The organism is Sutterella sp. AM11-39, from assembly GCF_003472385.1.
GTDB classification, from domain to species: domain Bacteria; phylum Pseudomonadota; class Gammaproteobacteria; order Burkholderiales; family Burkholderiaceae_F; genus Duodenibacillus; species Duodenibacillus intestinigallinarum.
In genome coordinates this window covers 36,649-61,356 of the sequence record NZ_QRLV01000010.1, presented here as the reverse complement: position 1 = coordinate 61,356, position 24,708 = coordinate 36,649, and the positions used below count along the sequence as shown (strand labels likewise).

Here is a 24,708-nt window from a genome sequence, read left to right as displayed (position 1 = left end):
TTCAGCCGCTCTTCACTCCTTTGCCGTTACATGTCTTTTGCTTCTAACCCGTTGATTCAACAAGGAACAACAACCGATCACAATGGTTTGACGGCCATCCAAGCCGACTATCTTGAGATCATCTATGAAGAGCTTCTCGTCAATGGATCAGCCCGCGGTTGCGCCATTGCCAAAGCAGCCAATGTGACACGTTCAACCGTGACTTCAACCATGCGAGCGCTCAAAGAGATGGGCTTTATCCACTACGAGCCCTACGGTACGATCACCCTTACCGAGAAAGGACTCAGCACAGCCAAGGATTTACGCCGTCGTCGTCAGGCCATCGAAGCGTTTTTCACCGATATCTTCGGTACGCCGCCGCAGATTGCCCGAGAGCTTGCCGACATGAATAAGCACGGAGCTCCGGACAAGATGGTGAGTTCGCTACAGCGTCTGACGCGCTTTATCCGAGCGCATAAAGATGAGTGGCTCGCTTGGGAACGCCAAGAGGCCTCCGAGAAACCGCACGCGTAGGACGCACTCATGTCGTCAAAAGAATCCGAGAACAGTGCCGCTCTGCGCGTGCTCAACCTCCGCAAAACCTACAAAGCCGCCGCGGCACCGGCGCTTGATGGCGTAACTTTCGAGGTTGGGCAAGGCGAATTTTTCGGCCTGCTCGGCCCCAACGGCGCCGGCAAGTCAACCCTAATCGGCACCGTTGCCGGCCTCGTCAAACCCGATGCGGGAAGCGCTTACATACTCGGCCGAGACACGGTCAAAGAACCGCGCTTTACCAAAATGGCAGTAGGCATCGTGCCGCAGGAAATCACGTTCGATCCGTTTTTCACCGTAAGAGAAACATTGCGTCTGCAAAGCGGGTTCTACGGCATCCGTCACAACGACATCTGGATTTCCACGTTGATCTCAAGGCTGGGGCTTTCCGACAAAATAAACGAAAAAGTCTCACGCCTGTCGGGCGGCATGAAGCGTCGCGTTCTGATTGCACAGGCACTCGTTCACAAGCCTCCGGTCATCATTCTCGACGAGCCCACGGCAGGCGTTGATGTCGAATTACGTCACCGCATCTGGGACTTCATGCAGGAGTTGCACGCGCACGGTCACACGATCATCCTCACAACGCACTACCTCGAGGAAGCCCAGAGCTTGTGCGGCCGCATTGCACTCCTTAACGGCGGGAAACTGGCCGCACTGGACACCACCAAAGCACTTTTGAGCCGCTTCTCCGGTAAACGCCTGCGCTTTACCTTGCGCTCGGGTTCATTGCCGGCAATCGCAGATTTTGTCTTCGAGCGCATCGGCCAGACCAACGACTACGCCGTGTCGTATCGCAATGACACCGACATCCTGACCGTACTGCAAGCCCTGCAAAGCACGGCCCGCATCGATGACGTTCACACGGGAGAATCCAGCCTCGAAGAGGTGTTCCTGCACCTAACCAATTCGGACAAACGCCCATGAAACCTGTTGTGACCGACTACCGCCCGTTTGCCGCCTTCCTTACGCTTTTCGACAAAGAAGTCCTGCGGTTTCGGAAGATTGCGCTTCACGCCATCCTCGCTCCCATTCTCACGTCGATTCTTTACCTGTTGGTGTTCGGCGAAGTGCTTAAGGGCAAGATGTCCGTACTTGGCGGCGTGGACTACGTCGCCTTTCTGATTCCGGGCCTAGTGATGATGGCGCTGCTGCAAAACGCGTTTGCCAACTCGGCCTCTTCGATTCTTCAGTCCAAGATCATGGGCAGCATCGTCTTTATCGAACTGCCGCCTTTTTCAGGCTGGCAGCTTGCCGCGGCCTTTATTTCAGCATCCGTCGCGCGCGGACTGATCGTCGGCGCGGGCGTCTTTGCTGCCACTTGTCTTTGGATTGTGCCGCCTCTGGAAAACGTCTTTTGGGTGCTCGGCTTTGCGATTTTAGGTGCCGCACTGATGGCTAGCCTCGGCGTCGTCTGCGGGCTTTGGGCGGAAAAATACGATCAGATGGGCGCTTTTCAAAGCTTTGTGATCATGCCGCTCACATTCCTGTCAGGGGTCTTCTATTCGGTCGAGCAACTGCCGGATTTCTGGGCCAAAGCGTCGCTTCTCAACCCCTTCTTCTACATGATTGACGGCTTTCGCTACGGTTTTTTCGGTCGCAGCGACTTCGATCCCTTCATTTCGCTGTTTGTGACCGGAGGTTTCTGCGCAGCTGCTGTCGCCATTGCGACGACACTGTTTGTGACCGGCTACAAGCTCAGACATTAATTTCGTTTTTCTCGATCACAAACGTCGCATGTCGCACTGCTGCGTTATGCCGGTTGATTTCTTGCAAAAAAGCTCTCTTCCGTCAAAAAAAGGCGCCTTTCTCATATAACATTGCCATCGGGTTTTCCATTAATCGTTTAACCCTACTGATCTAGGCCTTCTGCCTCGTTTTTTGGTTCTTTTTTCCCAAGTTCGGCAATGTCTCTGCAAGAAGCAAAGAAACAGACTCAGACAGATCCCGTCAAAAAAACTTCAGGCCGCGGCGGCCATCGCCCCGGTTCCGGCCGCAAGCCGATCGAAGGCGTTCCTTACAACCGCCACATCGTCATTCGCGTATCGGAAGAGCAAAGAAGCACCTTCGTCAACCGCGGCGGTTCTCGATGGATCCGCACGCTGATTATGCAAACCCAAACCAACATGCAGGCCTTGGAAAACTGCATCGAACCGACCAAGGATTCGGACATCCGCCGCATCAGGGCCCAAAGCGCATCAGACGTTGAGATTGAACCCACAAAAATAAGCCTCACCCAACTACCGTTGCATAACAATCAATCGACGTTTGTCGTAACCGTCAACGGCAATGCCATGGATGCCGCCGGCATTGCGCACGGCGACTCCGTTCTGATCGACAGCAAGCGCACGCCCGTCACCGATGACATCGTCGTCGTTCAAATCGGCGACAAAACGCTTCTTCGACGTCTCGCATACGACGTCAAGATCAAATGTCCCTGTCTGAAGGCAGAGACCACGACGGACGAAGTTTTTGAAGATCTGTTTCCGTGGGACGAGAACCGGTGGCAATGTCTGGGCGTGGTGACGCACAGCATCCGACCGTTCATTGAAAACCATCCGCTCAACGAAACCGGCTTCCTGCCCGGCCAATAAGTTCATCAAGCCAGTCGGTGCCGACTATAGGCGGCACCAGGACGGTCACCTCCATTGAAGTTGATGTCGCAAGGCGGTGCGCCAGCGCATAAGCGGCCGCCTGCCCCGCAAATTTGGCATCGTTGTCCGCAAACACCAACAGACGCTTGACTCCGGAGGGAATACCCATGAAATCGTGCATGTTCGTACAACCTAGCGTCGCCCAAACCGGGATGCTTCGCTTCTGATGTACCGCAATCGCCGTCTCAATGCCTTCGGCAAGCCCGAGCACATCTCCGACCTCGCCTCCGAAATGTACTGCTCCGCCTTTGGCAGCCCCTGACATCAACTTTTTCGGTTTCGGAAGATCCGCTTTCGCACCTTTCTCATCCAAGTAGGTTCGGTGCAAATTGATCACCACGCCGTGCCGATCAATCACGCGCGAGAGCATCGCCGGATGCTGCGTGACCGTACCGTCCTCGTGGTTATAGGAAAGAGCCGGATGGTAGCGCACTTCCAAACCGGCACAACTCGGCGTGAGTCCTCGACCGGCCAAGTAGGTCCAAACCGGATCACCGGGCACAATGGGATGAGCCTGACTCCAAAGCTTCATGCGCTCGCGTGCCTGCTCCTTTTCCTTGATCTGCGCCTGCGTCAGTTCCACGCGAGCATCGGCTTTTTCGCCCTGCCAAGAAATGCCGCAAAAACGCTCCACCACTTCCAGAGCTTCAATAAAACCGCACTGACAGTAGCGCGAAATCAGATCAAAACCGTCGCCCGACCCGCAGCCGCGGCAGATAAAGTTGCCTCGCCCCCATCGATCGGTAAAGGAAAAGCGATCGGTTCCGCCGCACACAGGGCACGGACGCCCCTGCTTGACAAAGTGGGAGCCATCCATTCCGCAGGAGGCAAAAATGGCCGGCCAACGTCCCTTGGCAGCACGCACGGCAGAATCGGTTCGCAAAGTCAGAGGCGTGGCGGCAGATGTCGTCATGCTAAACAGGCTTTCGAAAGTAAGCAGCCGCATCAAGGGATGCAGACTAGAAACTCATGAAATTGTTGCGGTCGTTGTTTTTCCAGGGATCTTCGGTGACTTCGATGGACTGCATGACGCCGTTGACGTCAAACTGCGGCCACACGGCCATGTCAAAGCCGCCCTTGTCGCGGAAGCGATACATCCAGGCGTGCTCGTCGACAAGATTGAACTCATACTTTTGAGCACACTTGCCCCACATGGCCCACACGTCGGCTTCAGTGGACTTGCCCGGTGTGAGCATATTGAAGTACTTCTCCTGCAGCCCCTGTTCGCGCGAAACAACTTTGCCGCTTTGATCAACAAAGAGCCACCAGACTTCCTGCCCGAAGGGCTGCACACTGTAGGTTAAGCGCACCGTGCCGTCGGGCATGGCCGTCTTGGCCTGCGGTTCACCCAGATAAGCGATGACGTCTTCCTGCGTCTGTCCCATCTCGACGAGCTGCGGGTGCGCGCAACCGCCCAACACGACAACCGCGCCGAACGCTGCAGCAAGCGCCGCCGCTTTCGACACAAACTTGATTCGCATTTTCAGCAGCCTTCAACGATTAATCGAAACTGTCGCCGTCGTTGAGAACCCAGGGATCGAGCGTCACCTCAAGCGACTGCATCACGCCGTTGACGTCAAACTGCGGCCACACGGCCATGTCGAATCCGCCGGGAGCTTTGTAGCGGTACATCCAGGCGTGCTGGTTGACGAGCGGAAACTCGTACTTCTGCGCGCATTTACCCCACAGAGCCCATACATCGGCCTCGGTGGACTTGCCCGGAGTGAGCATATTGAAGTACTTCTCCTGCAACCCCTGTTCGCGCGAAACAACTTTGCCGTCCTTACCGATGAAAAGCCACCAAGCATCCTGTCCAAAGGGCTGGCCGCTGTAGGTCAGTCGCACAGTACCGTCGGGCATCGGGGTCTGTGCCGCCGGTTCACCCAGATAGGCGATGACCTCCTGCTGCGTCTCGCCCATGCTGACGAGCTGAGGATGCGCACAGCCGGCCAATACGCCGACAACGCTCAATGCAACGGCAAAGCACGCCGTCTTCAATTTGAAAACCTTGCTCATTTTTTCTCCTTTCAAACAAAGGAGGCAAGCAAACGATCAAAAGACCGCTTAAAGCTTGTCGAGATGGTGCTCCACGGCAAATACGGCCGCCTGCACACGGCTCTTGATGTTGAGCTTGCGAAGCACGCTCTGCACATGCACTTTAACCGTCGATTCGGCCAGATCCAGCGTACGGGCGATTTCCTTGTTGGAAACGCCGCGGGCAAGCCAGGCCAGCGTCTGACGTTCGCGAGGCGTAAGCGACTCGATGTCAGCGCTCGCCGAGCTGGCGCGATACGTGTCGTTGCGAAGCTTCATCACGAGCTTACTGGTCATTTCCGGCGAAATAACCGAATCTCCCGCCACGGCATGCCGAATACTCTGCAACAGGAAGTCGGCATCGATCTTCTTAAGCAGATAGCCGACTGCGCCGAGACGCATGCACTCGGCCAGATCGTCGCCGTCTTCGCTCACCGTGAGCATCAGCACCTTCATCGAAGGATCGGTTTCAAGAATTTGTGCGAGCGCCTCATTGCCGCTCATCGTGGGCATATCCAGATCAAGCAGAACGATGTCGGGCTTAATTTGCTCGACTAACTTGACGCCTTCAAGGCCGTCGGCAGCTTCGCCCACGATTTCAAAATCGCTCTGTCGCGTCAGCAGCGCCTTTAAGCCGCTGCGAAACAGCGTGTGGTCGTCAATGAGCGCAATGCGGATTTTTTTTGCGGTTTCTTCTGCAGTCATACGTTAAAAAGGCCAATCGGTTAAATGCCAGATCGCCGACTCCGATGTCAGACGAAAATCAATTCCCGAGGTTAGCGCATTTTTGATGGGTATGGATAACTTAGGTTGCGGATTATCCGCAAATCAAATAAAAAACCGCCGGCGGACAAGACAATCCGGCGACGGCTTGCGATCGAAGCGGACCCGCAGGTCCGCAGTTTCGAACAAGAGATTAGGCGTTGGCTTCGGGAGCGGCGGGAGCAGCGGCGGCTGCTTCGGCCTGCTTCTGAGCCTGCTGCGCCATGCGCTGCTGATAGAGGCCTTCGAAGTTGACTTCGGGCAGGTGCACCGGCGGCAGCCCCGTACGGTTGATGAGGTCGGCCAAGTTGGCGCGCAAGTACGGGTAGATGGTGCTCGCGCACAGCACGTTGAGAATGTGGTGCACGCCTTCCTGCGGGATGCCGCGGATTTCGAAAATACCGGCCTGCTTGCCTTCAACGAGGAACATGGCCTGCCCCTTCACGGACACAGTGATCGTGCCGCGCACCACCACTTCGTACGTGTTGGGGATCTGAAGCGCGCGCTGGGACACTTCGAACTGAATGTCAACGTTGGGCTGCTCTTCGGGCGTGGTCATGAAGATTTCGGGTGCGTGCGGCATTTCGAGCGACGCATCCTTCATGTAGCAGCGGACGAGCTGGAAGAACGGTTCGTTCTTGTCCTGAGCCTGCTGAGCCTGACCTTCAGTATTTTCCGTGCGGTTTTCTTCTGCCATTTTGGCTGACTCCGTCAATGGGTTTCTTGAGTGATAAAAAGAAAAAATCGTTTCTTAGCGGCTAAACGGCGTGCCGGAACGGCGCCATGCGTTCAGACCGCCCTGCAGAATGTAGACCTGCTTGCAGCCCACACCGCGCAGCAGGGGCGAAGCCATGCGGGCGCGCTTGCCATCTTCGTCAACGAGCAAGATGGGCTTGGTCTTGTCGAGCTTGTCAAGTTCGTAATGAATGCGGTCAGCCGGAATATTGACCGAGCGGGCGATGCATTCCTTCTTGAATTCGCTCGGGTCGCGCAGGTCAATGATCTGGGCGCCCTTGTGATTGATGAGATCGGTGGCCGAGGCGTTGTCGAGTTCCGCAAAGCGGCGGCGATTGATGTAGGGAGTTGCCAACGTCACCACGCAGACCAGAATGATGACCAAAAGCAGGATGTTGTCGATCAGAAATTGGTTCACAGCCGTAAGTTCCTGTTTCTTTCAAATGACTTGCCCGGACCTTCCGAAAAGGCCGCTTCATTGGGATATGGGGACGGGGGCCCGACTTTTCAAGCTTTGCCGCAAGCCGTTAAACATGAGCAACGGATTATAAAGACTTGCGGCGAAAAGCTTGTACTCTCCAAAAGCCCGCTTGAAAGGCGCTTCCTCTACAATTGAGGACACCTCGCGGCGATGCGTTGTGCGTGGCGGCGAGCGTTTGTGTTGCCTGCTTTCTTTTTGCGTTTGCCTTTCATGCTCTTCGCGCTTCCTGCCAAACTGTTCGTGATTGCGGTCTTTGCCGCAGGGCTGGCCGCGCCCGTCGTTCAGGCAACGGCTGCGCCCGCCAAGCAGTCGAGCTCCCAGTCCAAGCAAAAAAAGAGCTCTCTGCAAAAGGAACAGCGCTCGCTTAAAGGGCAAATTTCGTCCATCAAAAAGGACATCTCCGAAAAGGAAGCGAGTCTGGACAAGGTCAACGGCGAACTCGCCGCCTCCGAAAAGGCCATTTCGCAAAGCAACCGAACGCTCAAGGAACTCGGCGACAAAAAGCAAGATGTTGAAAATCAGCTTGAAGACCTAAAGCGAGAGGCCGGCATCGTGAGCCTGCACGTCTCGGAAGCAGAAGACCTCATCGCCAGCATCAGTCAGGCGCAGTTCGTCAACTCGCGCCGCCACCCGTGGCAAACAGCTTTGGTCGGCAATAACCCCAACGACATTGCACGCATGTCGGCCATCCTGCAGTACATGGCCAGAGAACAGGACCGTACCATCGATCGTCTTGCCAATCGCCGCAAGAACATCGAAATCGTCACGGCAAAGACGAACGAAACGCAGCAGGAACTGATTCGCATTGAAAGCGCCGAGCAGAAAAACCGATCGGAACTCGAGCGGGAAAAGACACGCCGCGAAAGTGCCTTTGCCCAACTCAAAAAAGAGCTCAGCACTCAAAAAGCCCGTTATGAGCAGCTCGTCAAGAACGATCGGCAGCTCACCAACCTGATTGCCGACATCGACAAACAGATTGCCGCCGCAGCCGCGCGCGAACGCGCCAAGAAAGAAGCGCTTGCCGCCGCCAAACGACGCGAACAGGAAAAAGCCGCGGCAAAACGCAAAGAGTCTAAGAAAACACAGACTGCAAAAGTCGCCAAACCCGATCCGCGCCGCACTACTGTGGCGCCGACCACCGGCAACTTCGGCAAGCTTCGCGGCAAGCTCACCATGCCCACCAAGGGCAAGATCGTGGCCAAATTCGGCCAAAAACGCGAAGGCGCGGCCTCCACGCTTGCCTGGCGCGGCCTGCTGATTCGCGCCAAACAAGGTCAGGACGTCGTTGCCGCCGGCCCCGGCACCGTCGTGTTTTCCGACTGGATGCGCGGCTTCGGCAACCTGCTGATCGTGGATCACGGCTCCAACTACCTTTCGGTCTACGCCAATAACGAAACGCTTTATAAGAGCGTGGGCGACTCCGTTAAACAAGGCGAAACAATTGCCAGCGTCGGAAGCTCGGGTGGCGAAGATGCCCCTGGCTTATACTTTGAGCTCCGTTACAAAGGCAAACCCTTTGATCCGTCGCGCTGGATCGCCAAAAACTAAGAAGCGCAGCGGATCGCCGCACTCAATGCCAGCCATTGGAAAGCTTTAACATGACCTCTCAACGACTCAAAGGCACCGCTTTTGCCTTTCTTCTGGCCGCCGGAACACTCTTCGGCGGTTCCGTTCTTGCCGCCGACGTTCAGCCTCAGGAGCAGGAACAAGCCGAAGAAAGCATTCCTCTTGAAGAAATCGGCCTCTTTGCGGACATTTTCGGCACCATCAAGAATTACTACGTCGATGAAGTGCCAAGCAAAGACCTGATTGAAAACGCCATTCGAGGCATGGTTGAGGGGCTTGACCCTCACTCGTCCTATCTCGACTTCAACGCCTTCAAGGACATGGAAGAGTCCACGATGGGCGAATTCGGCGGTCTCGGCCTGGAAGTCACCAAGGATGCGCAAGGCGTGCGCGTTGTCAATCCAATTGACGATACGCCCGCGGCCAAGGCCGGCGTCATGGCTGGCGACCTGATCGTCAAGATTGACGGAAAATCCACGGCCGACCTGAGCCTCAACGAAAACGTCAAGCTCATGCGCGGCAAACCCAAGACCTCGATCACACTTACCATTGCCCGCAAGGGGGTGGCCAAGCCCATCGTCATCAAGCTCATGCGCGACATCATCAAGATTCAGTCGGTGAAGTCCAAGTCCTTGGGCGACGGCCTGGCCTACATCCGCATCTCGCAGTTTCAGGAACGCACGGCAACCGACGTGGCCGACGCGCTCATGAAGCTCAACAAGGAAAAGCCGCTCAAGGGCGTGGTACTTGATCTTCGCAACAACTCGGGCGGACTTCTCAATTCGGCTATCGGCGTGTCTGCCGCCTTCATCAAACCGGGAAGCCTCGTCGTTTCCACTCGCGGACGCAATCCGGAAGACGAGCGCAAGTTCAACGCGGTTGAAAAGGACTATGCCACCGGCAAGTCCAGTCAGGACAACATCTCGCACCTGCCTGAAATCACCAAGACGGTGCCTGTTGTCGTACTCATCAACTCGGCCTCGGCCTCCGCTTCGGAAATTGTGGCGGGCGCCCTTCAGGACCACAAGCGCGCCACCATCATGGGTACGCGCAGCTTCGGCAAAGGCAGCGTCCAGACCATCATCCCGATCCGCATGAAGAAGGATCAGACCACCGGCGTCAAAATCACGACGGCCCGCTACTACACGCCCTCAGGCCGCACGATTCAGGCCACGGGCATCACGCCCGACATCGCCGTTGACGACACCCCCGAAGGCAACTATCCCTCCTTCTCGATTCGCGAGGCAGAACTCGCACATCACCTTGAAGTGAAGGAGGAAAAGAAGGTCGAGCAGAAAAACGGCGACAAGCCTGAAGTCAAGAAGGACGACAAGTCGGCCGTCCAAAAAGACAAGAACAAGAAAGCCGCTGAAGAATTCGTGGACGAAGAAGAGACCACGATGCCCAAGCTTCGCTACATGTTCGGCGACGAAAAAGACTTCCCGCTGCAACAGGCCAAGGCGTTTCTAAAGGGTGAGCATGTCGTCACGCACGAGGAAACGCAGGCTAAGCTCAAGGCCGATCGCGACAAGAAGAAGGCTGAACAAGCGGCCAAAGACAAGAAGCAAAACAAGGCTCAGAGCAAGAACACGACCGAAACCGAAAAGAAGTAATGACCGACGATCGCTACAGCCGTCACGTTTTTCTGAAGGAAATCGGCCCTGAGGGGCAGTCGCGCATTGCCGCCAGCCGCGTATTCATCATCGGCGCGGGCGGCGTGGGCTGTCCCGCAGCCTTGGCGCTTGTTGAAAGCGGCGTGGCCTCGCTCACGATTGCCGACGCCGACGCCGTGGATCTTTCCAATCTGCCGCGGCAAATCCTGCACACGCCCGAGCGCATCGGCATGAACAAGGCGCAAAGCGCAGCCCTCGCCCTGCACGCCGTCAATCCCGACGTTCCGGTCAAAGTCGTCAGGGACTTCGTTGACGAAGCCAAACTCCTCGATCTCGCCCGAGACTGCGACATCATCATTGACGCTTCGGACAACTTCCGCACGCGCCACGCCTCCAACCGCGCGGCCAAAGCGTTGCGAAAGGTGCTGATTTCGGCTTCTTCCGTGCGCTACAGCGTGCAATTGGCAGTCTTCGACTTCCGCAACGGTAATCCTGCGTGCTATCAGTGCACTTTTCCTGAAGACGACGCCACCGACGTCAAGGCCTCGCAAACGGGCGTCATGGCACCGGTTACGTCCATTGCCGGCATGATGGCCGCCGAAGAGGCCCTCAAGATTGCGGCAGGACTCACGCCCGTTTCCGTCGGAAGTCTTCTGATACTCGATACGCTGTCGTGGGAATTCACACGCATGAAGCTCGCGAGCGACCCCGATTGCCCGGTGTGTGCCAAGTATCGCTGACTGACGCTTCTTACCAGAGCAGACGCCCCCAGTAGAACGTCAGAGACGAGCTTTCGCCGAACGTTCTGCCCGCGACCAGATACATAGGACCGAGCCAGGTGTCGCTTGCGATGTACAAGCTTGCAGCCTTACGCCACGGCGTTCCCTGATCCCCGATCACCTCGGTGATCGTGCCGTTCCAAACGCGCCCGATTTCAAACGTGCCGCCTAGATAGATCGGCATGCGCAGTTCGCGCATGGTGCGGCTCACGTCGTGATAGATCATCACGCGGCCGAATGCCAGCCGATCACCCGAATAACGTCCGTAAGGCGAACCGGAAAGATTAAAAACGCCTCCCATGTTGTAGTTTCCGACCTCGCTTGCCGCAGCAGCTCTGCCGCTCACCAAAGCCGTCGTGCGTTCACCGAGCTGAAGCGGAATGGCGGCCTTGACCTCGTAGCGCGTGTTGGAGTCCGGCTCTCCAATCGAACCCTGCGGATTGAAGTCATAGGTCACCGAACCGTCGAAGTAAAAACCTCTGCGCGGGAAGCTCGCATCATCGAGCGTATCGAAATTGGCGCGCAGAGACACAAACGACGAATCTTCGGTGTATTTCAGATCTGTGATGAACGTTTCCGTCTTGATGCGACTGTCGTACCAGCCGGCACCCGCGGAGATGCGGCCGAGCCTCGGAAATTCATACCCCAGGAACATGCCCGCTTCGAACGTCTCGGTTCGGAACTCGCCCACCGGCGTGTCGCTGTCGCCGACATAAAGATCAAACGGCTCCCACTGGTAGCTCACGCGCGGCATCAAAAACCAGCGTCCGCCCACGCCCAAAGGCTGGTGAAATTCGGAAAGAAATCGCTTGACTTCACCGAGCTGAATTTCGTTACGCCATTCACCGCCCCATTTGTTGAGCCATCCCCAGGTATGCGACAGCACCACGTTAAAGGTGTTGGACGACTGAAAGTCAGACTGCACGTTGCCGCCAAACATCAGACGGGAGTAGCCCACCGTCTTTTCCTCGGGTTCAAACACCAGCACTTCCGTGCCGTTCGGGCCAGGTTCAAAACGAAACGGCACGCTCTGAAAGTCGCCTTCGGCCCAGATGTCGCGTGCGGCCTCCGCCGCCTGTTCGTTGCTCACGGGCTTGTCGGTGTCAATATCAATTGTCGCCAGCACATGCTCGGGATTAACGTGCTCGAGTCCCGCAACTTTCACTTCGGAAACGTTATGCTCACCATCGACAAGCGTCTTTTCGTAGCGGGCGCTCAAATAGAACCGGTAGTCGTATTCGTCTTCGATGTAGGGCGCAAAGAGCTCCTTATTGTCCATCACAGCCTTGTAGCCGATTTCGATAATGTCGCGCGACTTCATGAAGTCGCCGGAAGTCAGTCCCCCCAGATCAGGTTCTATGTAGATATCTCCCGGTCGGATGGACTCCTTGGACTTGCGCACATTCTGCTCGGTCAGAATGTTGACCACCTGCGCCATGACACCCAACACGCCTTTAATGTCATCGCGCTTACCCAAAGGTGTGCCGACGTTAATCGCCACCACGCGTTCTGCGCCCATATCCCGAGCCAGATCAATCGGCAGGTTGTCGATCAGACCGCCGTCAACCAAGACTCGGCCCTTGTACTCGGCCGGTCGAAATGCCCCCGGCACAGACATTGAGCAACGCATGGCCTGCGCCAACGAGATTTCTTTTTGCAGCACCACCCTTTGCCCGCTTTCCAGATCCGTAGCGACGGCCGCAAACGGAATGTCCAGTTCGGAGAGATCGTAGACACTGTTGAAAGGCTGCGTGGAGCGCTGCAGGAAGATGTCGAGCTCCTGCGAAGGGACTAGCTGTCCTGAGAAGCGCAATCCGTCCTTCGTGACGCCGATTTCAGTAGGTCCCAGGCCTCTACGGTCGTTGTCTTTACCCTGCCAGTCCATACGATTGCGATCCGGACGCGGCGCAAACATACGAGGCCAGTCAACAGCAAGCGTGATGTCCTCAATCTGCTTGGCGCTGTAGCCCGCCGCATACGCGCCGCCCACCATCGAGCCCATACTCGTGCCGGTGATCACGTCAAAACGCACGCGAAGCTCTTCGAGCGCCTTCAGCGCCCCGATATGTGCAAAACCGCGCGCGCCTCCGCCGGAAAGCACCAGACCCAATCTAGGTCTTTCGGCTCGTGCCTGCTGCGTCGGAGCCGCATACACCGCATCGGCACCGACGATCGTCGTCGACAACAGCGCAAATAGCGCGAGCTTCAAAGAAAACCCGAGTCGCTTCGTCATGCCGGCTCCCCTTTAGACACAACAATGTCCCGGACCGATGCCGCACGGGATCGGTCAAGCCGCAACATGACTGTCAATGACCACGGATTCACGCCGATTTTCCTCGATTGTGGATTCTGAAATTGGTTATGTTCTATGGTGCCAAAGATACCTGAAGATTGTTCGATTCTATCTTGCGTCACCTTCCGACTGTCGGCAATCGCTTTGAACATTTCGCCTCAGATCTTGAGCGAGGGGCCTTTGCTCAGTTCGGCAGCTTCCAACAAAACGGCCTGCTGCATGTGCTTGAGATGGTTTGTGATGGTCAATCTCGACGGCCTCGACACCGCCATTAGCTACTTCACCGAAAGTGACGTTTCTTTTTTCAAGATCCTTAAGGCCGTTTACTGTCCATGTCGCATTGATGGCCACCGGAGGCATCAGTCTTCACACCCGGTCAACACAAATTGGGTTGTAAAAGAGTCGACGCGTTTTTCCGCAATACCTTACAATTAAACGCTACGCTTGAAAGACAAGCAGTTTTTTCGAAAACAACCGCAAAAAGAGGCCTTTTTCCTATGGCGATGATTGAAATCAAAAATGTGAGCAAGTGGTACGGTTCCTTCCAAGTTCTGAAGAACTGCTCCACGTCCGTAGAAAAAGGCGAAGTGGTGGTCGTCTGCGGCCCCTCCGGCTCCGGCAAGTCCACGCTCATCAAGACCGTCAACGCCCTGGAACCGTTCCAGCAGGGTGAAGTGCTCATCAACGGCATCAACGTGGGCGATCCCAAGACCGATCTGCCCAAGTTGCGCAGCCACGTCGGCATGGTGTTCCAGCACTTCGAACTCTTCCCGCATCTGTCCATTACCGACAATCTGACACTCGCTCAGATGAAGGTACTCGGCCGTTCCCGTGAAGAAGCCACGGAACGCGGTCTGGCGCTTCTCGACCGCGTGGGGCTCCTCAAGCACGCTCCCAAATTCCCCGGCCAGCTCTCGGGCGGCCAGCAGCAGCGTGTGGCCATCGCTCGCGCTCTTGCCATGGATCCGGTCTGCATGCTCTTTGACGAACCGACGTCGGCTCTCGACCCGGAAATGATTAACGAAGTGCTTGACGTGATGGTGGAACTCGCCCGTGAAGGCATGACCATGATGGTGGTGACGCACGAAATGGGCTTTGCCCGCAAGGTGGCCGATCGCGTGATCTTCATGGAAGCCGGCGAAATCCTCGAAGATGCCAAGAAAGAGGAGTTCTTCAGCTCTCCGCGTTCGGAACGCGCCCAGCAGTTCCTCTCCAAGATTCTCTCGCACTGAGCGAAGCCTTCGCTTTTTGCAAACCAAAGCAGAAAAGCTCCCACGCCTTTCTGCTTTTTTTGTGACTGCATTTCTTATGGCCAAACGCAGAACCTTCGGCAACACCTGGTGGGGCAAACAATGGCTCGACGCATTGAGCAATGTTGACTTCGACAACCGACTGCCTCGCGGACGTTCCTACTACAACACCGGACACGTCGTGAGCTGCGAGTGGATTTCGCACGAAGATCGCGTCGAAGCGCTCGTCTCGGGATCTGCCTACTATCCGTACGAAATCAAAATTGCGCTGCCGAAGTGGGGACGGGAAAAGGAAAAACTGCTGCTTGACGCCATTGCACAAAATCCGTCGCTTGTGGCCGAACTTCTGGAAGGTACGCTTTCGCCGAGCGTCGCCGACATCTGCCAAGGGCTCTCCCTGGAGCTCTTTCCTCGTTCCTGGCGAGAAATGCGCACATCCTGTTCGTGCCCGGACAGCGCTCGCATCTGCAAGCACATCGCCGCCGTTTTCTACTGCATGGCCAACCACATCGACGCCGATCCGTTTTTGATTTTCAAACTTCACGGGCTTGACCTGCAGTCCGAACTCAAAAACAGAGGCGTTGACCTGAAATCAGCCACCACGGCTCGCCCGCTGCGTCTGGCCGAACTCGCTGCGGCCGCTACCGAATCGCGCCCCGACCCGGTCGAGCTGGATGAACCATCGGCTCTGTCCGAACTGCGCAGCCTCCCCTACGCCACACTTGAGCCGCTGCGCGAAACCATCCTGTCTCTTTTCCCCGAATCGCTTCCGATGCCCGGAGGCGAAGCCTTTCGCAGCGACCTTCGAAAGCTTTTCACAGGGGTCGAAAAGGAGCTGAGGCGCCGAATTTCCTATTCCGTCGCCTCGGATTGGCTGGGCTACTGCCTCTCGTCACATTTATTCCAAAAGAAAATCACGGTCGACGAGTCGGCGCTCGCATCTCTGAGCGTTTCCGTAAAAGCCGTCTGTGACGCCGATGAGGGCTTGAGCGCAGAACTCGCTGTTCACGTGCGGGACACGGCAGGAAAAGCGCGGCGTCTCACACTCACCGACTCCTCCGACATTTTCGAAGTCCTGTTGACGATGCCCGTCGTGTACGCTCAGGAGTCGGCGCCGGAAGTCGAATGTTGGCGCGAGATCACACAGCTTGCCGCTCGACTGCTGATGAACTCGGCCGTAGTGCCTGCTCTGGTCGTCCCGCAAAACAACCCGCAGGCTGTACCGTTTTTCATGTGGACTCCTGCCGTTCGCAACCGTCACGTCGCGCAGCTTGTTGAGCAACTGACCCGAGCCTGCCAGCCGTACGCAAACCGATTGTTCAGCTCCACCGTCGTTCCAAGCGGTGAGGGATTTGCCCGTCAGACCGTTTTCCTGGCGCTTACCGCTGCGCTTTGCGCTCTGATGAAGCTTGTCGCAGGCGACATTAAGGCTCTAGCCGACACCCGTTCGCTACTGCTTCTTTTGGCAATGCAAACACCGTTGCCAAAAAACCACCTCCTGCCCGAAAGCATGCTCAAGACCATGCTGCGCGGCCTGCGCGCCTTTCTATTAGGCAACGTCTACCCGTGGCGCCCCGTATTGACGGTACGTACACACCCGGACGGCATCAAAATCAACTACGGCATTCTGGGTCGGGAAGTCGATCCCGCTCAAGTCGACGTGTCGGAAGAAAGCGACGGTTCGCTTTTTGACAACGAGACCACCTCGCAAACCACAGTGTTTTCCACCAAGCGGCCGGTGATGCTCAAGCGTTTGCTCAAGGAAAGCCGCTTTCAAAACGAACGCTTTGCCGCCGTCTCCGTTCTTAAAACGCTCACTTCGGCTTACCCGTCATTGAACCGCATTGAAGCAACCGGCGGAAGCCCCGTGACGGTTGAACGATCCGAACTCAAGGACTTTCTCTTTGAAGTCGCTCCGGTGCTCACACTTTTGGGCGTGGCCGTGATGTTGCCCGAACGCCTCAAAAACCTTCTCAAACCGCGTCTGGTGGCACACCTGGACGCCGGCACCGGTAAATCGTTTTTGGGCAAAGACGCCTTCTCACGCTTTGACTGGCGCGTGGCCGTAGGCGATCGGGAACTCACGAAGGAGGAACTCGCAGAGCTTGCCAAGCACGTCGGCGAAGTCGTGCAGGTCGGCGACGATTTCGTCTACCTCGATCCGACCGAGCTCGCGCGAATGGCAGAAACCGTTGATAAGCAGCCGCAGCCCACCTATCTGGAAAAAATGCGCGCGGCGCTAATGGGCAACTATGAAAACAAAGGCCGACAGGCCGAAGTGCTCGTGAGCGACGAAATCCGCAAACGACTTAAGCGCCTCACCGAGATCGACGAAATTTCACCTCCTGAGAACCTTCACGCCACGCTTCGCCCTTATCAGGCGCGCGGCTTTTCGTGGCTCATGAAAAACCTTCGTCTCGGCATCGGCGCCCTGATTGCCGACGACATGGGGCTCGGAAAGACACTGCAGGTGATCGCCACACTGCTTCAGCTCAAAAACGACGGCGAACTGACCAAAGCCAAGGCACTTGTCGTTGTACCGACCACGCTCATGACCAACTGGCAGCGCGAAATCGCCAAATTCGCGCCCTCTCTTTCCGTAGGTATCTATCACGGCACCAGTCGCGTGCTGCCCGAAGCCGTCAAAGACCTCCCCGACGTCACGCTGACGACATACGGGCTGATGCGCCGGGAAACGGAAAAATTGGCGGGATACAAGTGGCGCCTGTTGGTGCTCGATGAGGCACAGGCCGTGAAAAACGCCACATCAGGCCAGTCCGTGGCGGCCAAATCCCTCAACGCCTCTCAGACGATCGCCATGACAGGTACACCCGTTGAAAATCGATTGAGCGAATACTGGTCGATTCTGGAAACCGTCCAGCCGCGCCTTCTGGGATCGCTCAGGGATTTCACGGAGACTTTCGCCGCTCCGATCGAGACCGATCACAGCGAATCAGCCGCCGAAGCGTTCCGCCGCCTGACGGCCCCCTTCATGCTGCGTCGTCTGAAAAGCGACAAGTCCATCATCGCCGATCTGCCCGAACGCAACACGGTGGATCAGTTCACGAACCTCACGGCGGAACAGGCCGCGCTTTACAGCAAGGTGCTCGAAGCGCACATGAAAAAGCTCAAAAAGCTCGAGGAGAAAGCGGTCGAAGATCCGCAAGGCACCGACATCCGCACCATCCGCCGCGGTGAAGTGCTCAAGCTCATCACGAGCATGAAGCAAATCTGCAATTCGCCCTCGCAATACCTCAAGACGGAAACGGCAATGCCTGACTCCGGCAAGGCTGCCGCCCTCTTTGACATTCTCGGGCACTGTCGGGAAGCGGGTCGCAAGGTGCTCATTTTCACGCAATACCGGGAAATGGGAGAGCGCCTGCAGACCTGGATCGAAAAAGCAACCGGTCATAGGCCCGACTTCCTTCACGGAGGCGTCTCCGTCAAGGCACGTCAAGTTATGGTCGATCGCTTCCAAACAGATCGTTCCGTTCACGCCATGATCATTTCTCTCAAAGCGGGCGGCACAGGTCTTAATCTCACGGCGGCAAGCTGCGTCGTGCATTACGACCTGTGGTGGAATCCGGCCGTTGAAGCACAGGCCACCGACCGCGCCTACCGCATCGGACAAAGACGCGACGTTCTCGTCTATCGCTTCGTGACGGCGGGAACCTTTGAAGAGCGCATCAACGAAATGCTCATGGAAAAGCGCAATCTGGCCGATCTCACCGTAGCCACGGGAGAAACTTGGATCGGTGAGCTTTCCGCTGCCGAACTGCAGTCGCTCTTTACGCTGGATCCCAAGAGCATCGCCGCATGACGGCTCCCATAAAAAACGCTACGAAAACCTCCAGAGGCTCTCGCAGCGTTTCTTTTCGTAGTTGGGCGGCCGCTACCGTCGCTCCAGCAGCCACAGGGCTACTGCCGCGCATATCAGCATGACGCTTGTCGGCACCACCGCCACCACCATCGGGTGCCATGTGTTCAAGACCCCGAGGAAAGAGAAGATGTTGTTGAGCGCATAGAACGAAATGCCGATCATCAGCCCGGCGAAGATCTTGATCGATACGCCGCCCGATCGCGTATTGAGGTACGCAAAGGGCATTGCCACGGCCAGCATTACGAATATGGCCAAGGGATAGAACACCTTCGACCAGAGCGCCACCTGGTAGCGATCCGATGTTTGCTTCGTCTCCTTCAGGTGCGCGATGTATTGCCAGAGATCTGAAATCCCCATGCGCTCCGGCTTAATGGTCAGCACGCCCAGAATTTCAGGTCGCATTTCGGACGGAAGCATCAAATCCACGTCCTTGCGGGCGGAACTCTTTTCCACCATGGGCGTTTCATCGTGCGTAATCTTGGGGAGCGTTTCGACCTTGGCATCCTTGAGGTGCCAGCCGCGGCCGGAAATGTAGCTGGCTTCAGGCGCATGCAGCACGCGAATCAGACTGCCGTCCTTGTCGAACTCAAAAACGCGCCAGGCTCCCGTGCGGCTGTGTTCGCCCGCAATCAGGTTGTGTACGTTCACAAAGCGCACCGTCGCCTGACCAGCGTTTTGCTGCTCCTTGACATTGTCCTTCACCCAGACACCCGACGAATAACCTCTTGCCGAAAGTTTCCGGTTAAAAAGGATGTTGTCCATGTCGTTGCGCATCATGTCGGCCGCAGGGGTCAGCCACTCACCCAAGCAATACGTCATGGCAATCAAGATAAGCGCCGGCACCGTCATCATTCCCGCCAGACGGAAGGGCGACAGGCCCGCCACACGCATGATGGTGAATTCGGAATTGGCGGCGAGCCGGCTCATCGTGTAGACGGCGCCCAATAGAGCCGCAATCGGCATCACTTCGTAGAGGCGAGACGGGAGCTTGAGCATCGTCAAAAAAAGCGCCATCGAAATACTGTATCGATTGCCGATGTTTCGAGCCTGGCTAACCAGATCGAAAAAAGCGATGAGCGCAACGAGCGCCACCAGCACAAAGAGGGTGGCGATCAAAACTTCTTTGGCAACGTGTCGGGTCAGGACCTTCACGATTTATCCCTCCCGAGAAGCTTGTAGGGCAGTTCGGAAATCGCAAGCGGTATCCATCGCTGCATCCAGACGCGCCGTATGAACAGTAGCGCCGTCACCATTGTGACCGTGCCGTTGAGTCCGACCAGCGCAGCAATCCAATTGACCTTCTCGGTCTTGATCCAGCTTTCGGCCACCGAGATGCCGTTGAGATACAGAATAAAGATCAGCACGGCCAGAATCAGACTCATGCTACGACCGGCGCGCGGGTTGGTGTAGGACAGAGGGATGGCCAGAAGCGCCAGGTTGAAGGCCGCCAAAGGCCAGCACAGGCGCCAGACGATTTCGGCCTTGGCGTGCGACGTATCCAGTTCCAGAAGTTTTTCAAACGTCATGGTTTCCACGTCGCGGCTGATGTAGGCCTGTTCGGCACGAGTGCCGATGCGAATTTCGTAGGTGTCGAACTCGGTCACGCGCCAGGCGGCGTCCCCGTTTCGGCTCGTGTCGTAGCGACGGCCGTTTTTGAGCACCACGTAACGCTCGCCTTTGTCGGTCGCCCGTACTTCCCCCGAAGCGGCACGCACGATGATTTCACTCTCACCGTTTTGCTCACTCATGAAGACATTTTTAACCGAAGAACCGTCCGGACTAACCTCCTCGATGAAGAAGATGCGGCGTCCGCCCATTGTCTCAATAAAACGTCCGGGGGCAATGCGGTTGACATCGTCGCGTTGCTCGAATTGCTGCGCCGTACGCTCAATCTGATCTTTTGCCCAAGGCGTCACCGCAATCGAAATCACGCCCACCAAGATGATCATCGGCATGGCAAATCGCAGAACCGGAGCGATCCAACGCAACAAACTCAATCCGCCGGAACTGAACCAAACGGGGATTTCGCTATCCTGCCAACTGCGCATCATGACCATCAGGACGGCAATGAAGATTGACAGCGACAGCAATGCCGGCAGATTGGTAAACGACGAGTAGGCCATCAGCTCAAACACGGAGCGAGAGTCAATTTTGCCTCCGGCAGCCTCGCCCAAAATGGTCACAAGCCCGATCGTCACCACGACCGAAAAAAGCACCGTGAAGACACCCCCGGCGCTGCTTGCGAATTCGTTGACCAACAGTCGATTAAAAATCATGCACTCAAAACGCCCGCCAGGTCGCGGGCGCTACTCAAAAACCTTGGTGGGATTGTAGCGGCCTGAGCGTTTCTGCGAACTCTGACCGCAAGGATTGTTACGCTTTAGACGCAGAGCGTCCCTCTTTGACATGCAGGAAAATTGTCACGCCGAACAACACCACCGCCGTTGCAAGCCAGCTCATCCACAGACTGCCGCCCGAGACGCCGGCCACCAAGTAGCCAACGCCTGCCGAACCGGCAACCAGCAATGCATACGGCAATTGCGTCGAAACGTGTTCGATGTGCGCACAGCCTGCGCCCGCAGACGACAGAATCGTCGTATCCGAAATCGGAGAGCAGTGATCGCCGAAGACCGAGCCGGCAAGCGTAGCCGACAGAACCACCACCGTAAGGTTCGGGTCGAGCACTTCAACAATCGGCACCACGATCGGAATCAGGATGCCGAAAGTGCCCCAGGCAGTACCCATGGAAAAGGCCAGGAAGGCGGCGATCGCAAAGACGATCACGGGCAGGAACATCGCTCCCATACCCGAAGAGGTCACCACATGCTGCATGAACTGCGGCGCCGAGAGCAGATCGCGGCAAACGCCCGAAAGCGTCCAAGCCAGAATCAGGATGATGTTTGCGGGCAGCATCAGCTTCATGCCTTCAACCGAACCTTCGGCAAACTGGGCAAACGTCATCAGCTTGCGCGGCACATACATGAGCAATGCCACCATCAGTGCACCGAAGGAAGCAAACACCAGCGAGATTGAAGCCGAGGAATTGCCGATGGCAGCCATGAAGGTGTGGTACTTGGCGTCAGTGCCCCAATAGCCGCCGGTATACATCAGAGCCAGCACGGCAAACACGATGAGCGCGCCGAGCGGAACCAACATGTCCCAGGTCGTGCCGTTGGGGTTGTACTTGAGCTTTTCATCAGCCGTTCCTCCGGAAGCCGTGACATCAACACTCTGCCGGCTTGCCTGCTCTTCGGCGCGACGCATCGGACCGAAGTCAAAGTCCGTACAGCAAAGGAAGAACACCAGCAAAAGAGAGAAAATGGCGTAGAAATTCCACGGAATCGTAGCCACAAAGGCGCCGAGCTCGCTCTCAAACACACCGGTATCCTTAAGCGAAGAGCCGACGGCAGCCGCCCAGGAAGAAATCGGAGCAATGATGCACACGGGTGCAGCCGTGCTGTCAATGATGTAGGCAAGTTTGGCACGGCTGATTTTGTAGACATCCGTAATCGGGCGCATGACGGTGCCGACAGTGAGGCAGTTGAAGTAGTCGTCAATGAAGATGGCGATCCCCAAGCCTCCCGTTGCAGCCAAGGACGAACGGCGTCCGCGAATGACCTTCGTTGATGCCTTGCCATAAGCCACCGTACCTCCCGACAAGCTGATCAGGTAGACCAACGCCCCCAGCAGCGAGCAGAAGATGAGAATATTGAAGTCCACCTTTTTGGCCATCATCGTAAAGGCCGTCTCCAGCGTGCCCATCACGATGTTGGCGTCTGTGCCCACCGCGTAGATGAGCGTGCCAGTGAAGATGCCCACCAGCAGAGATGAGAACACTTCCTTGGTCAGAAGCGCGAGGCCAATGGCCACAATCGGAGGAACAATCGACCACCACTCGGCAGCATAGGGTTCCATTTTGTGTTTCCTTTGTTGTTTGTTGTTTTCAAGCAGCTCGACTCAGGATCAGTCAATCCCTAACGGCTGCGTTTTTCTCGGCGAAGCGCTGCTGCAGAGCACAACGCACGGGTTGCGGCACAAAGCCGGAGACATCGCCACCCAAAGCAGCGATTTCACGAACGAAGCTGCCGCTCACGAATTGGCACTCGAGGGCGGGCATCAGAAAAATCGTTTCGACCTGCGGCATCAACGTACGATTCATGCCGGCCATCTGAAACTCATACTCAAAGTCGCTCACAGCACGCGCGCCTCGTACGGACACGGTCACGCCGCGGGCCTTGGCAAAATCACACAACAATCCGCGAAAGCCTTCCACCGTCACGTTTTCAAGCCCTTGTTCCTCTTCACAGGAGGCTTGCGCCAAGGCGATGCGCTCTTCCAAAGTAAAAAGCGTTTTTTTCTTTTCGCTTTCGGCCACCGCGAGAATCACGCGGTCAAAGAGGCGCGCCGCTCGTTTAAGCACATCTAGGTGCCCGAGCGTAAAGGGGTCAAATGTTCCGGGATAGACGGCCGTCGTCATGCGATTTAAGGCTGAGCGCGCATCCGAAAAGACCCGCGCTCCTTCATCAAAATATGAGAAACAAATAATTTTACCCGATACTGCGAACGCAAAGAAGGTAATAAACGGCTCCCGCCCTGCCGCGACGCACGGCTTGCAGTCCCCACTTGCTCAACATGTCATCCGGAATCTCGCTTTCGTTTTCCAGATAAAGGAATCCGTCTTTCTTCAGATGCGGCAAGGCGGCCTGCACAGCCTTCTGATGCAGCGACAGCGCAAAAGGCGGATCGATGAAAACCACATCAAAAGTCTCGTTGACCTGCTGCGCCCAGACAAACGCGTCGACAGCAAGGCACTGCACGGTGTCCTGCGCCTGCAGTTTGGCAATGACGGCCAAAATCGACGCCGCAGACTGGCGATCCTTTTCCAGCAGCACCACGCGTCCGGCGCCGTTGCTTGCCGCTTCCAGCCCCAGTGCCCCGCTACCAGCGAACATGTCCAGAAACGACGCCGAGGAAAAATCGCCGAGAAAATGGCGCAACCAATCGAAAAGCGTCTCGCGCACGCGCGAAGGCGTTGGCCGCAGTCCGTCGCGCAAACCGACGGCCACGGGCGTTCGTTTATAGCGTCCGGAAACGATGCGAACCGTGCCGTCAGCACCACGGGTTGGTAAACTAATGTGTTGGACTTTTTCGCCCGCTGTGGTGCCTGCGCGCCGTTTGGGCGCCGCTGGTTTTTTCTTGGTTTTCGTCATGGGATTTTTTTCACGCTTAAAAAGCGGGCTTGCCCGAACCCGCGTCAACCTCGTCGGCCTGTTTTCGGGCGGGGTTGTCGATGAAGAATTTTTTGAATCGCTCGAAGAAACGCTGATTGCCGCCGACATTGGCTACAAGCCTACGTCCGTCATCCTACAGCGTTTGCGCGATACGGTGAAGCTCAAGGGCCTCAAAACGCGCGAGGAAGTGCGTGCAGCATTGCGCGATGAAATCGAACGCATCCTGCTTCCGGCGCAGAAACCCATGAATCTGGATGCGGCCAAGCCGTTGGTGATCATGATGGCCGGCGTCAATGGTGCAGGCAAAACCACTACGATCGGGAAAATCGCAAAGTGGCTTGCCGCTCAGAATAAGACAGTGCTGCTTGCCGCTGCCGACACCTTCCGCGCCGCCGCGCGCGAACAACTGGCCGTCTGGGGCGAACGCAACAAGATTGACGTGATCACGCAAAGCGGCGGAGATCCGGCCGCTGTTGTTTTCGACGCCGTCTCGGCGGGCCGCGCTCGCGGCACCGATGTTGTCATTGCCGATACGGCCGGACGCCTGCCTACGCAGACCAACCTCATGGAAGAACTTGCCCGCATTCGACGCTCGCAGGGCAAAGCCATGGAAGGCGCACCGCACGAAGTGCTCCTGGTGGTCGACGGCACCAACGGTCAGAATGCGCTTGCGCAGGTTAAGGCTTTTGATCAATATGCCGGCCTCACCGGTCTTATCGTTACCAAATTGGACGGCACCGCCAAAGGCGGCGTTCTGGTGGCGATCACCGCCGAGCGTGAAGAGCCGCTTCCGATCTATTTCGTCGGCGTAGGCGAAACGATCGATGATCTGCAGCCTTTTGACGCCAAGCGCTTTGCCAGCGCGCTGGTCGGCGAAGAGCTCGAGGATAATTAACCTA

At 56.6% G+C, this 24,708-nt stretch carries 22 protein-coding genes; 10 read left to right on the top strand and 12 right to left on the bottom strand.

All coding sequences use genetic code 11. The features are described 5' to 3' along the window. Positions 1 to 87: 87 nt before the first annotated feature. The 4 genes from DW133_RS08385 (at position 88) to DW133_RS08370 (ending at position 3,125) form a co-directional block, all read left to right on the top strand. Positions 88 to 513 (top strand): metal-dependent transcriptional regulator, encoded by a 426-nt coding sequence (locus DW133_RS08385; RefSeq protein ID WP_199588860.1) that lies wholly within the window; start codon positions 88 to 90, stop codon positions 511 to 513. Positions 514 to 522: 9 nt separating this feature from the next. After that, on the top strand, positions 523 to 1,458 hold the full coding sequence (locus DW133_RS08380; RefSeq protein ID WP_118276200.1) for an ABC transporter ATP-binding protein: 936 nt from the start codon (positions 523 to 525) through the stop codon (positions 1,456 to 1,458). After that, positions 1,455 to 2,240 carry an ABC transporter permease gene (locus DW133_RS08375; protein ID WP_118276199.1) on the top strand — a complete coding sequence of 262 codons (786 nt, stop codon included), beginning with the start codon at positions 1,455 to 1,457 and terminating at the stop codon, positions 2,238 to 2,240. Before DW133_RS08380 ends, DW133_RS08375 begins: the two co-directional genes overlap by 4 nt. 198 nt (positions 2,241 to 2,438) lie before the next feature. Then, entirely contained in the window at positions 2,439 to 3,125 is a 687-nt protein-coding gene (locus DW133_RS08370) for a LexA family transcriptional regulator (protein ID WP_118276198.1), read from the top strand. Here DW133_RS08370 and DW133_RS08365 read toward each other — a convergent pair. The 6 genes from DW133_RS08365 to DW133_RS08340 form a co-directional block, all read right to left on the bottom strand. Beyond that, positions 3,094 to 4,098 carry a toprim domain-containing protein gene (locus DW133_RS08365; RefSeq protein WP_158571167.1) on the bottom strand — a complete coding sequence of 335 codons (1,005 nt, stop codon included), beginning with the start codon at positions 4,096 to 4,098 and terminating at the stop codon, positions 3,094 to 3,096. The two genes, DW133_RS08370 and DW133_RS08365, sit on opposite strands and share 32 nt — an antisense overlap. Positions 4,099 to 4,144: 46 nt before the next feature. Continuing rightward, positions 4,145 to 4,666 (bottom strand): hypothetical protein, encoded by a 522-nt coding sequence (locus tag DW133_RS08360; RefSeq protein WP_118276196.1) that lies wholly within the window; start codon positions 4,664 to 4,666, stop codon positions 4,145 to 4,147. A gap of 19 nt (positions 4,667 to 4,685) precedes the next feature. After that, positions 4,686 to 5,201: a hypothetical protein gene (locus DW133_RS08355; protein WP_118276220.1), complete on the bottom strand. Its 516-nt coding sequence runs from the start codon at positions 5,199 to 5,201 to the stop codon at positions 4,686 to 4,688. A 48-nt stretch (positions 5,202 to 5,249) separates the two neighbouring features. Continuing rightward, positions 5,250 to 5,924, bottom strand: coding sequence for a response regulator (locus tag DW133_RS08350; RefSeq protein ID WP_118276195.1), 675 nt, complete (start codon positions 5,922 to 5,924; stop codon positions 5,250 to 5,252). Positions 5,925 to 6,135: 211 nt separating this feature from the next. After that, positions 6,136 to 6,678 carry a protein-export chaperone SecB gene (gene secB / locus DW133_RS08345; protein WP_118276219.1) on the bottom strand — a complete coding sequence of 181 codons (543 nt, stop codon included), beginning with the start codon at positions 6,676 to 6,678 and terminating at the stop codon, positions 6,136 to 6,138. A 54-nt stretch (positions 6,679 to 6,732) separates the two neighbouring features. Continuing rightward, on the bottom strand, positions 6,733 to 7,134 hold the full coding sequence (locus DW133_RS08340) for a rhodanese-like domain-containing protein (RefSeq protein ID WP_118276194.1): 402 nt from the start codon (positions 7,132 to 7,134) through the stop codon (positions 6,733 to 6,735). A gap of 273 nt (positions 7,135 to 7,407) precedes the next feature. Here DW133_RS08340 and DW133_RS08335 point away from each other — a divergent pair, with 273 nt between their 5' ends. From DW133_RS08335 to DW133_RS08325, 3 genes are read left to right on the top strand one after another with little or no spacing between them, the layout of a single operon-like run. Next, entirely contained in the window at positions 7,408 to 8,745 is a 1,338-nt protein-coding gene (locus DW133_RS08335; RefSeq protein WP_158571166.1) for a murein hydrolase activator EnvC, read from the top strand. Between the two features lie 50 nt (positions 8,746 to 8,795). After that, the gene (locus DW133_RS08330; RefSeq protein ID WP_118276192.1) at positions 8,796 to 10,376 is read left to right on the top strand and encodes a S41 family peptidase; all 1,581 of its coding nucleotides are present in this window, start codon (positions 8,796 to 8,798) and stop codon (positions 10,374 to 10,376) included. Then, on the top strand, positions 10,376 to 11,116 hold the full coding sequence (locus DW133_RS08325) for a HesA/MoeB/ThiF family protein (protein ID WP_118276191.1): 741 nt from the start codon (positions 10,376 to 10,378) through the stop codon (positions 11,114 to 11,116). The genes DW133_RS08330 and DW133_RS08325 overlap by 1 nt, the downstream gene beginning before the upstream one ends. Before the next feature lie 10 nt (positions 11,117 to 11,126). Here the strand turns inward: DW133_RS08325 and DW133_RS08320 are convergent, their stop codons facing one another. Continuing rightward, positions 11,127 to 13,388 (bottom strand): patatin-like phospholipase family protein, encoded by a 2,262-nt coding sequence (locus tag DW133_RS08320; RefSeq protein WP_118276190.1) that lies wholly within the window; start codon positions 13,386 to 13,388, stop codon positions 11,127 to 11,129. Between the two features lie 563 nt (positions 13,389 to 13,951). On the opposite strand from DW133_RS08320, the gene DW133_RS08315 reads away from it, so the two are divergent. Together DW133_RS08315 and DW133_RS08310 are read left to right on the top strand one after the other, a co-directional pair. Further along, positions 13,952 to 14,680: an amino acid ABC transporter ATP-binding protein gene (locus tag DW133_RS08315; protein ID WP_199588862.1), complete on the top strand. Its 729-nt coding sequence runs from the start codon at positions 13,952 to 13,954 to the stop codon at positions 14,678 to 14,680. A 76-nt stretch (positions 14,681 to 14,756) separates the two neighbouring features. After that, positions 14,757 to 18,518, top strand: a complete 3,762-nt coding sequence (locus DW133_RS08310; protein WP_158571165.1) for a DEAD/DEAH box helicase — start codon at positions 14,757 to 14,759, stop codon at positions 18,516 to 18,518. A gap of 72 nt (positions 18,519 to 18,590) precedes the next feature. Here the strand turns inward: DW133_RS08310 and lptG are convergent, their stop codons facing one another. The 5 genes from lptG to DW133_RS08285 form a co-directional block, all read right to left on the bottom strand. Further along, positions 18,591 to 19,730, bottom strand: coding sequence for an LPS export ABC transporter permease LptG (lptG, locus tag DW133_RS08305; protein ID WP_118276187.1), 1,140 nt, complete (start codon positions 19,728 to 19,730; stop codon positions 18,591 to 18,593). After that, on the bottom strand, positions 19,727 to 20,854 hold the full coding sequence (lptF, locus tag DW133_RS08300) for an LPS export ABC transporter permease LptF (protein ID WP_118276186.1): 1,128 nt from the start codon (positions 20,852 to 20,854) through the stop codon (positions 19,727 to 19,729). The genes lptG and lptF overlap by 4 nt, the downstream gene beginning before the upstream one ends. A 97-nt stretch (positions 20,855 to 20,951) precedes the next feature. Next, a complete protein-coding gene (locus DW133_RS08295; RefSeq protein WP_118276185.1) occupies positions 20,952 to 22,493 on the bottom strand; it encodes a Na+/H+ antiporter NhaC family protein in 1,542 nt (513 codons plus the stop codon). A gap of 52 nt (positions 22,494 to 22,545) precedes the next feature. Continuing rightward, a complete protein-coding gene (coaD, locus tag DW133_RS08290) occupies positions 22,546 to 23,055 on the bottom strand; it encodes a pantetheine-phosphate adenylyltransferase (RefSeq protein ID WP_118276184.1) in 510 nt (169 codons plus the stop codon). Between the two features lie 70 nt (positions 23,056 to 23,125). Beyond that, positions 23,126 to 23,788, bottom strand: a complete 663-nt coding sequence (locus DW133_RS08285; RefSeq protein WP_118276183.1) for an RsmD family RNA methyltransferase — start codon at positions 23,786 to 23,788, stop codon at positions 23,126 to 23,128. Between DW133_RS08285 and ftsY the strand changes: the two genes are divergently transcribed. Then, positions 23,787 to 24,704, top strand: coding sequence for a signal recognition particle-docking protein FtsY (gene ftsY / locus DW133_RS08280; protein WP_118276182.1), 918 nt, complete (start codon positions 23,787 to 23,789; stop codon positions 24,702 to 24,704). The genes DW133_RS08285 and ftsY overlap by 2 nt on opposite strands. The last annotated feature ends 4 nt before the right edge of the window (positions 24,705 to 24,708 follow it).